6 protein-coding genes are annotated in these 10,673 nt (G+C 53.8%); 1 reads left to right on the top strand and 5 read right to left on the bottom strand.

Going from position 1 to position 10,673, the window contains the following annotated elements:
• Positions 1-3 precede the first annotated feature (3 nt).
• From IMCC3135_RS02470 to dctP, 5 genes are read right to left on the bottom strand one after another with little or no spacing between them, the layout of a single operon-like run.
• Positions 4-1,512: an aldehyde dehydrogenase gene (locus IMCC3135_RS02470; protein WP_088916144.1), complete on the bottom strand. Its 1,509-nt coding sequence runs from the start codon at positions 1,510-1,512 to the stop codon at positions 4-6.
• Between the two features lie 3 nt (positions 1,513-1,515).
• Positions 1,516-2,433: a dihydrodipicolinate synthase family protein gene (locus IMCC3135_RS02475; RefSeq protein WP_088916145.1), complete on the bottom strand. Its 918-nt coding sequence runs from the start codon at positions 2,431-2,433 to the stop codon at positions 1,516-1,518.
• A gap of 40 nt (positions 2,434-2,473) precedes the next feature.
• Positions 2,474-2,929, bottom strand: a complete 456-nt coding sequence (locus tag IMCC3135_RS34630) for a TRAP transporter large permease subunit (RefSeq protein WP_205737875.1) — start codon at positions 2,927-2,929, stop codon at positions 2,474-2,476.
• A 2-nt stretch (positions 2,930-2,931) separates the two neighbouring features.
• A complete protein-coding gene (locus IMCC3135_RS34635; protein ID WP_205737876.1) occupies positions 2,932-3,330 on the bottom strand; it encodes a TRAP transporter large permease subunit in 399 nt (132 codons plus the stop codon).
• On the bottom strand, positions 3,315-4,250 hold the full coding sequence (gene dctP / locus IMCC3135_RS02485) for a TRAP transporter substrate-binding protein DctP (RefSeq protein WP_088916146.1): 936 nt from the start codon (positions 4,248-4,250) through the stop codon (positions 3,315-3,317). The genes IMCC3135_RS34635 and dctP overlap by 16 nt, the downstream gene beginning before the upstream one ends.
• A 511-nt stretch (positions 4,251-4,761) precedes the next feature.
• On the opposite strand from dctP, the gene IMCC3135_RS02490 reads away from it, so the two are divergent.
• Complete coding sequence (locus tag IMCC3135_RS02490; RefSeq protein ID WP_088916147.1) at positions 4,762-10,584, top strand: tRNA wybutosine-synthesizing protein 4 beta-propeller domain-containing protein; 5,823 nt, start codon at positions 4,762-4,764, stop codon at positions 10,582-10,584.
• Positions 10,585-10,673 lie beyond the last annotated feature (89 nt).

Genomic DNA, 10,673 nt, shown 5'->3' on the forward strand with positions numbered 1-10,673 from the left:
TGACTAGTCGACAGCCTCATTATCATCGTCTGATAAATCGATCCAGATGGTTTTCAACTGCGTGTACTGATCATGCGCATGAATGGAGTTATCCCGGCCGCCGAACCCCGAACTTTTGTAACCGCCAAACGGTGTGCTGATATCGCCTTCCCCGAAGCTGTTTATTGTGACCGTACCGGCTTTCAGTTCTCGGGCTCCTCGAATCCCTCGCTTTATATGAGAGGTAAATAGTGAGGCCGCCAGACCATACTCAGTATCGTTGGCAACCCGAATGGCCTCATCAAAACTGGAAATCGTGATGACCGTCAGAATAGGTCCAAATATCTCCTCACGAGCCAGCTTGTCCTGGTTATCCTTCACTTCTATAATCGTTGGCTCGACAAAGGCACCCTCAATCGCCTTACCACCCAGACGAATGGCGCTTGGCTCCGCCAGGTCCAGATAGCTGCAGACTTTCTTGAAGTGCGCCGGTGATACCAGCGCTCCCACGCGCACGGAAGGGTCCAGTGGATCACCGATATTCCACTCGCGAGCGTGTGCCAGAATTCTCTCCAATAGAGCCTCTTTTATATCTTTGTGCACGATCAATCGCGACGCCGCCGAACAGTTCTCCCCCATGTTCCAGAAAGCGCCATTGACGATATGATTAGCCACGACATCCAGATTCTCGGCATCATTCATGACGATGCAAGGATTCTTGCCACCCATTTCGAGAACCACTTCCTTGAGATTGCTCTCGCCGGCATAGCCCAAAAAACGACGCCCGGTAATAGTCGAACCGGTAAACGACACCATATCAACGTCCGGATGCCTGCCCAAGGGCTCTCCAACTTGTTCTCCGCTACCTGTGACTACATTAAAGACACCGGCTGGCACTCCCGCCTCAAAGGCCAGTTCTGCGACCCGTAGCGCCGTTAGCGACGTCTCTGCTGCCGGCTTCACGACCACTGAACAGCCAGCCGCCAGTGCCGGTCCGATTTTCCATGCAAGCATAAGCAGCGGAAAATTCCATGGCAACACAAGCCCCACCACTCCGATGGGTTCGCGAACGACCAGGGCAATATGATCATCAGAGGCTGGCGACACCTGATCATAGATTTTATCAATCAGCTCGGCATGCCACTGCAAACAATGAATGGTCTCCGGTATGTCGACCGTCTCGCAATCGAAAACAGTCTTGCCACTGTCCACACTTTCCATCACGGCTAATTCATGGCTTTCCCGAGTCAACAGCTTGCATAACTTGATGAGTACCGATTTTCGCTCTGACGGCGAACGTCTGGACCAACGACCGTCCTCGAACGCTTCGCGGGCCTTTGCCACAGCGACATCCACATCATCACTGTTGCAGGCTGCAACGTCCGTCAGGCTCTCACCCGTGGCCGGGTTGATTGACTTGAAGACCTCCCCTGAGAGTGCAGGGCGAAAGCCGCCGTCAATAAATGCGTTTTGCGGAAAATTCAAAGCGTTGGCAATGCACTTGTATTCATCTTGTGTCAATAGTTCAGACATGTTCTATCCCTCACTTCGAATGGCGGCAATGGTGGATTTCAATATGCGCACTACCTGTTCCAATTCACGCTTCTCATCCTTGTTCAATGACTTCAGAGGTGGGCGCATGGGGCCTGAGTCAAGACCGGAGAGCTCGACTCCGTGCTTTACACACTGAATGAACTTGCCGCCTTGCTCAAGCACAAGCATTAGCGGCAACATCGCGGACATGATGCGACGACCAGTAACATAGTCATTTTTCAGTACACAAGTCTCATACATCAGCACATGCTCTTCAGGCAGAAAATTCGAACCTGCACAGATCCAACTGCGAGCGCCCCAAGCGAAGAATTCCAGGGCCTGATCGTCCATTCCACAGCACATCTGAATGTGCGGGTAGTCGCGGGCTAGCAAATGAACTCGGTTGATGTCCCCCGAGCTCTCCTTGATACCGACAATGTTACGCGAACGACTCACACGGTCCAGAAAGTCTTCTCCCATGTTCACACCCATGCGGCCAGGGTAGTTATACAACACAATGGGAAGATCAGCCTCTCTGTCTATTGCCAGTGCATTCAATGCATTCTCTTGTTCGGTGGGCACCGAATAAGGTGGAGTACCTAACAGAATTGCCTCTGCCCCCATCTCCCTGGCGCCACGTGCCAAAGCGATCGAGTCAGGTGTGCGCATGGCACCGGTGCCGACAATCAAGGGCAGACGTTCATTCAGGCACTGCTTCGTAAAGCGTGCAACCTCGAGACGTTCGGCAACGTCCATTGTATAGTTCTCGCCCGTCGAGCCACCTGATACCACCCCGTGAACACCACAGGCGATCAGGTTCTCGATGAGAGCGGTGAGCGACTCGTAATCAATCGAGCCATCCTCATGCATCGGTGTAATCAGTGGCGTATAGATACCATCTAACGAAAATCTGGAAGTCATAGTTATAAGTCCGTTGTTATGCAGAGGATATGTTTACAATTCATTCGATGAATCCAAACGCACGAGGCAGGAAAAGCGCAAGTGGTGACCAGTAAGTTGTTACCAGCATGACGGGGAATGCAGCGAAAGCCATGAAATAGAACGCAGGCTTGATGACATTGGATATGGTCACACCGCCGACCCGACACGACATGAACAGGATGGGCGCCATGGGAGGACTGTTCGCACCAATAACGACACTGGTCCCTATAATCGCAGCAAAATGTACCGCATCAACTCCAATCTCTGCCATGACAGGCACCATCAGAGGACTGATGATGGCAATGACACTGACATCATCCATGATCATTCCTAACAGGATCAGAAAAATGTTAACCATCAACAGTATCAGGATTGGACTGTCGAACGTACCCAGCAAGACATCGGTGAGTTGTTGCGGTACCCGTTCGAGTGTAAAGATCCGGCTTGCCACAAATGAGAACACGAGAATGACCATGATCACACCGGTGGTGGTTGCCGCACTGATAATCGCCTGAAATATTTTCTTCGCGTATTTCTTCTGACATGAAGCGCATTCAGAAGTGACAGAATAATCATCAGCAAGATGCCTGGACCAATGGTGGCCAGAAAGCAGGCTGCCACAGATTGTCGGGTTACGACTGCATACAGGATCATCGTGATACTAGGCGGAATCAGTAGACCCAATAGCGACGATATACCCAGCAAAGCACTGGTATAGGAGCGAGAGTATCCGTGCTTTTCCATCGGGTCAATCATGATGGAACCAATGGAGGCAACAGCTGCCGATGCGGTACCGGAAATAGCACCGAATACGCCACAAGCCACGACCATGGAAGTCCCCATGCCTGTCCGGGAACGACCTACAAGAGTCTCCACAAAATCCAGGCAGCTTTCTCATCGGCGGTGGGCACGATGTACTCCATGCCAGCTTCCTGAGCGGCAGCGATCCATTTGTCATCCTCCTTCTTTGCACCAGCAAACTGCTGATCGATGATGGTCTGTGCACTCGTCTCGATTATTCCACGATCTTCGTCATCCATTTTTTCCCAAGTCTCGCCATTCATCAGCAGTGAGTAGGATGAGAAGTTGTGCGATGACTGAACGAAATAATCCAACTGATCTTTGAAGTACTCATAGTCCCAATAGATGACATTGCTGGAATCACCATCAACCACGCCTGTTTGTATGGATGTGTAGACTTCAGCCCAATCTATCGGTACTGCCTGAAACCCCATGGCCTCGATGGTTTGAGGAAGTGGAAATATGGGTTGCGAACGAACTTTCAGACCTTTGGCCTCTTCAAAGCCGGTGGCATATCTACCTTTGGTGGCCACACCACCAAACCCTTCGGGAAACGGACCGAAATACTTCAGGCCCATATCCTGATAAACAGGTTCGATCAAGTCTCTGACCCAACCATCCTGACCGAATGATTCAATGGCATCTTCCCAGTCCATGACCAGATAGGGAAGATAGTTGACACCAATTCGCTGATCATAAGAGGTCTGAGGCCATGTGATCATCATATGAACGTTGCCCTTGACCAGTTGATCAAACAACTCCTGCTGCCCGCCTAGTTCACCCTGATAGAAAACATTCACCTTCATGCGTCCATCTGACTCTGTCTCAATGGACTCAGCCCAGGCTTGCATGGACTTTCCGAGAACCGAATCTCTATCCCCTGCCTCACTGGTGAGGACAAGTTTGTATTTATCATCACTCGCTTGCGCAGTGAGTGGTAGTGCACAAAGGGCTGATACCGCCAGCGCTAGTCCTATCACTTTTTCATGTTTCATTCTGTCTTCCTCCGACCGTCTACTTGGTGTTGGTGTTTCACGAGTGAGTGTCTATGCCTGATTCTCACCATACTGATTAAACATCGCAAACGAGATTCACCTTGGGTCTGGCATAAGTAAATGTTGTGCAGGGTGTTAGTCCGATAGTCAGGACAAAAGAACGCATGTATATACGACCAAGCGGAATACAGGAGGAAGAAGCGGTCTGCTAGATGCCTGCAGGCGCTCGACATGCGATGGCTTCTTTTCAATCAGCTGCGTGAGGCCGGGCAAGACATCGACTCGGCAACTCGTGATGCCGTATGAACTGTCGAAAACAGTGCCGTCTAGCAGCGTACCGTGATATTGCGCTTTCAACTTATTCGTGGCCTGGGCGGAGCCTTGAACTCATCGTCCTTATCGTGGCGTGAATAGTGACAATGCTCACGTTTGGTGGGGGCATGGCTACAGATCAACTGCTGGCGGGCGATCTTCATGGGATCAGTTGCTAACCTGACCTGGCACTTCGTCGATGACTCAACGATCAATTACACCTGTGGCCCGGCCGCTGCCCAAATATGTACTGCTCGCGGCGTTCGTGGTTTGTGCGCTGCTGTTATGGGTAGCCGCCACTACGACGAACAACTTCCAGCTGTCGGGCGGCGAGCCGGGGCTGGGTACAGCGAGTCCTGAGGAGACAGCGCCGCGCCTGGTCAGTAGTGTCAGTGAGATCGATTTTGGAACCATCGATGCCGGTGACAGTGGCACCAGGCGACTTGTACTAACCAACAGTTCTCTGGACGATGCAGCCATTACGGTCAGTTCGACCTGGCTTAGTGAACCTGATGCGCTCGTTTTTGCTAGCGATTTTAAAGGGCCGCGCACGTTACCTGCGGGGGAGTCGCTCATTATCGAATTGAGTTTTACGCCTTTGGATGCAGGTCATCGGGTCGGTGCTGTGTATGTGTCACATGACGGCGATTCGAATCTTGATATTTTTACGTTGAGTGGTAATGGGGCCAACTCCGAGGCGTCAATACCGTCTCTTGGCGGTGCCTTGCCGGTAACCGAACCCGCGTTCGGCAAGAGTGATCTGGCTGGTATTTCCAACATCAAGCCGACTTCGCTGCAGTTCGGTCCGGATGGTCGTCTGTACGTGGCTGATATGCTCGGTCTGATCGAGATATTCGAGATCGAGCGAGGGGACGTCAACGACTATCGGGTGGTTTCAGAAGAGACGATCACCCTGATCCGGGATATACCGAACCATGACGATGACGGCGATCCGAACCCGGCGATCAACAAGCGTCTGGTGACAGGTCTGCTGGTCACCGGCACAGCTTCCAGTCCTGTTATCTATGTTGGTTCCAGTGACCCACGCATTGGCGGTGGCCCGTCGCACACAGAAACCGGCCTTGATACGAATTCGGGTGTGATCTCGCGTCTGACGCGTGCGGCAAACGGCAGTTGGAAAAAGCTTGATCTGGTGCGCGGTCTATCGCGTTCTGAAGAGAATCACCACACCAATGGCATGGCTCTGGATGAGGCAACTCAGCGGCTCTATGTGACAGCCGGCGGTAATACGAACGAGGGCGGTCCGTCGAACAATTTCGCCATGTTGCCAGAATATGCCTTGAGCGCTGCAATTCTTGAGATAGATCTGGGTGCGATCGGTGAGTCGACCTATGATTTGCCGACGCTTGATGATGAGACGCGCACCGGCACTAATGACAAGGGTGACCCTTTTGGTGGTAACGATGGTCGCAACCAGGCGAAGCTGGTGCCCGGCGGACCTGTACAGGTCTATGCACCTGGGTTTCGCAATGCGTATGATATCGTCTTGACTGAAGGCGGGCAGTTGTACACCATAGATAATGGCCCCAATGGTGGCTGGGGCGGACCGCCGATTGGTGAAGGCTCGGATGGCAAGTGCACCAATCAACAAAGTGAGCCGGGTGTCACCTACTTCGACTCATTGCACCTGATTAGTGAGCGCGGCTACTACGGCGGGCATCCTAATCCAACCCGTGCCAATCTTTCAAATACCTTCAATACTTCCAATCCGCAGTCGCCGGTCAGTGTGCCGAATCCGATTGAATGCGATCTGCATGGTGCCGGCGGTGTACAGGCACTCACCACATTCGGCTTTTCGACCAACGGAATGGTTGAGTACCGCGCATCAAATTTCGGCGGTGCAATGCAGGGTGACCTGCTGACCGCCGGCTGGAATAATTCCATTCAACGGCTTGTGCTTAACGCCTCGGGCAACAAGCTGACCAAGAAGGATGCTTTGTTTGCCAATGTCGGTGGTTTGCCGCTGGATGTGACCGCGCAGAGTGATGCACAGCATTTTCCCGGCACCATCTGGGTTGCCGACTTTGTCCTGAAGCAGATCGTCGTATTTGAACCGGTTGACTACGACGGTGCAGTAGCAGGAGTTTGTGGTGGCATTGCATCTTCCGATGATGATGAGGATGGATTTTCGAATGCGGATGAGTTTGCCAACGGTACTGATCCGTGTTCAGCCGCGGATCTTCCTGCAGACCTGGATGGGGACTTCCTGTCAGATCTGGTAGACACCGATGATGATGGCGATGGAATCGCTGATCAGGACGATCCCTTCGCACGCGATCCGGACAACGGACGCGCAACGAAGCTGCCGGTGACCCATGATTGGGAAAACGACAGCGAATCAGCAGGGTTTCTATTCAACCTGGGTTTCAGCGGTTTAATGAATAACGGTTCGAGTGAGTATCTGGACTTGTATTCTCTGGAGAACCTGACAACCGGTGGTGCTGCGGGTGTGCTGACGATCGATGAAATTCCTGGCGGCGACCCCATCGGCGACGTTAACAATCAGGCCTATGCTTTTCAGTTTGGTGTCGACGTGACGCCGACAACTGCACCGTTCACCGTACATACCCGTCTGTTGTCACCCTTTAGCGGTGCTGATATCGGTGGTCATCAATCAATGGGGTTCTACATCGGTACTGGTGATCAGGATAACTACATCAAGCTTGTCATGAATTCAAAAGGTCAATCAGGTGGTATCCAGTTTGCCGCCGAATATGATGGCGTATTCAAGGAAGTGGCGAACATTACGGCGCCCATTCTCGGTCAGGCGGAAGTTGATCTGTATTTATCTGTTGATCCGGCTGCGGGCACTGTGCGAGCCTTCTACCGTAGCGGTTCAGACGATGAAGTTGTTCAGGTTGGCCCAGCGACTGCGCTGCCAAGAGCCTGGCTTGAGGGTGAAAGTGGGCTGGCCGTTGGCATTATCTCAACCTCATTTGGTGGGCCCAGCTTCGGGGCTACGTGGGACTTCATGCGCGTGACCAAGGGTGCGATAGTGGCGCAGAACTACGAGGTTATAGACGAGCCCGTTGATGAGATCGTTGACGAAGTCATCGAGGATGAAGTCGAGGTAACGGAATCTACCGGGGATATTCACAAGGCTATCGATGGTGTCATCGCGATTGAGGCTGAGCATGCCTTGAGCAATGTGGCAACGGCTAGTCATAATTGGGTGGCGGGCAGTCGCAGCGGTGCTCGTGGTAACGCCTCAATGATCACCAACCCTGATAACGGGATGATTCGCCAGAACAGTAGCGATTCACCTCGCTTGAGTTATCGGGTGGATTTTCCGCAAACAGGTACCTGGCATGTCTGGATGCGCGGTTGGGGTGATGCGGTTGATGGTGAGGGCAAGAGTGACAGTGTGCATGTCGGGCTGGATGGCAAGCTTGACGGGGCTGCAGCTTTGCAGGGATTTCCTGCTGGTGGCTGGGCCTGGTCGAATACCGTTCGTGGCAACGCCTTTGCGGCGGTGCAGGTCGACTCTGCCGGAGTGCATACGATTGATGTCTGGATGCGCGAGGATGGTTTCGAGTTTGATGCACTGGTGCTTAGTCTGGACAACGGCTATGCCCCCAGTGCTACAGGCCCTGCCGAACTGCACGCGGCAGCTGATGACGCAAGTGGTGGTGATACCAGTGATGGTGATACCAGTGAGGCGGGAAGTGACGATTCCACTGACAGCACAGCAGATGGTGACGGCTCAGCAGACGATGGTGGTGGTGGTGTTGACTCTGCAGGCGATAGCGATATCAGCACCGGTGAGGGTGGCAACGAAGTCGATGATCCTGCTGGTGACGTTCACACCGCTGTCAATGGTCTGATCGCGATTGAGGCTGAACACACCGTGAACACTGTTGCGGCTGCCAATCGCAGCTGGGTGGCTGGCAGTCGCAGTGGTGCTCGAGGCAACGCGTCGATGATCACCAGTCCCGATACCGGGCTGATCCGCCTCGATAGTAGCGATACACCTCAATTGAGTTATCGGGTCAACTTTACGGAAGCCGGTACCTGGCATGTCTGGATGCGAGGCTGGGGTGATGCGGTTGGTGGTGAGGGCAAGAGTGACAGTGTGCATGTCGGGCTGGATGGCAAACTTGCCGGGGCTGCAGCTTTGCAGGGTTTTCCTGCGGGTGGCTGGGCCTGGTCGAATACCGTTCGTGGCAATGCTCTGGCAACAGTACAGGTTGGTTCTGCCGGAGTGCATACGATTGATGTCTGGATGCGCGAGGATGGTTTCGAGTTCGACGCACTGGTATTGAGCCAGAGCAGCGGCTATATGCCTAGTGGTGCAGGCCCTGCTGAGCTGCATGTGGTCGGTGATACTGATGATACTGATGAGAGTGATGGTGACAGCACCGGCACCGGCAGCGGTGGTGATGTTGGTGGTAGCACCGATAGCGATGACGCTAGTGACACGGCTGGTGATGATGGTGCTGAAGGCGAGAGTGGTGATGGAGGTACGGATAACGAGGAGATGAGTGCTGTCGATGACGATGTGATACTCATCGAAGCCGAGGCTTTTGACTCGAAGAGCACTACTGCAAGTCATGCATGGACGTCGGGAGCTCGAGGTGGTTCAAGCGGTGGGTCGATGATTACGACACCAGACTCGGGCGTATTGAGTGCGGGGACAACCGGCTCGCCAGTCATGCGCTATGAAGTTGATTTTCCTGCTGCTGGCAGTTGGCGGATATGGGTGCGCGGTTGGGGCGATGCCGTAGGTAACGAAGGCAAGAGTGACAGCGTGCATGTGGGGCTAGACGGTACATTGGCCGGGGCTGCAGCTTTGCAGGGATTCCCTGCTGGCGGCTGGGCCTGGTCGAATACGATCCGTGGCAACGGCTTCGCTACAGTGCAAGTGAATTCGGCTGGAAAGCACACCATCGGGGTCTGGATGCGTGAGGACGGTCTGGAGGTCGATGCATTGCTGTTGACCAGAGACACGGATTACGTGCCGAGTAGTGCTTCTGATAACGACGATGGAGATTCCGAGTCGGGTGGCGGCTCGGGTGACAGTTCAGGAGAAAGTTCTGACAATTCAGGTGATCAGAACGATGACGATCCCGATAGCCAGTCCCGTGCCTCGAATACACGTGACTGGGTCAAGCGTTCTAGCGCAAACGGTAGCAACTTTACGAAAAGGCATGAAGCTGGAGCTGTCGAATTTGACGGCAAACTTTTTCTACTGGGCGGTCGCGGAACACGACCTGTCGATATCTATGACCCGGTGACGAAGAGTTGGAGTAAGGGGGCAGCTGCGCCGATCGAGATTCATCACTTTCAGCCGGTCGTATTTGACAAAAAAATCTGGATCGTTGGGGCGATGACCTGCTGCTTTCCAAGAGAGGATAACGTTACCCATGTCTGGACCTATACGCCGGCCACCAACCGTTGGGAGAAGGGCGTAGAGATTCCGGTCGCACGACGCCGCGGCTCGGCCTCTACCATCGTCCGGAACGGCAAGATCTACCTGGCGGGTGGCAATACCTTGGGGCACGATGGGGGCGCCGTCGGCTGGTTCGATGAGTTTGATCCGTCAATGGGGACTTGGCGCACACTGCCCGATGCCCCGGTTGCTCGGGATCACGCGCAGGGAGCCATGATTGACGATTGGCTGGTACTCGCCGCAGGACGTCAATCAACTCGTCCGAATGTGTTCTTGAATACCATTTCGCGTGTCGATGTCTATAGCTTCAAAACTGGAGCGTGGAGCCGTGGGGCGGACATTCCGACAACGCGGGCCGGCACAATGTCGGTGACGGTGGGACGTGAGGTTCTGGTTATCGGAGGCGAGTCCGCAAACAGGACTACTGCTCACGATGCCGTAGAAGCCTATGACGTCGACACTAAGGGCTGGCGAGCGCTAAGACCGCTTCAGCAGGGGCGTCACAGCGGCGGGGCAGTGCGGCTCGACGATGGCGTGCATGTGGTTGCCGGTGCCAGCTCAACTGGCGGGGCGACTGAGACCACATTGCATGAGAGCCTGAGTATAGATTGATTCACCGGTATTACCTGGTATAGGCAGATCAAAAGGGCGATACGTTCTTCTTGGTAGCAGCGCACCTCATGGCAGCAAGTGCTTTGGCC

Origin of the sequence: Granulosicoccus antarcticus IMCC3135, from assembly GCF_002215215.1 — a bacterium.
Lineage (GTDB): Bacteria > Pseudomonadota > Gammaproteobacteria > Granulosicoccales > Granulosicoccaceae > Granulosicoccus > Granulosicoccus antarcticus.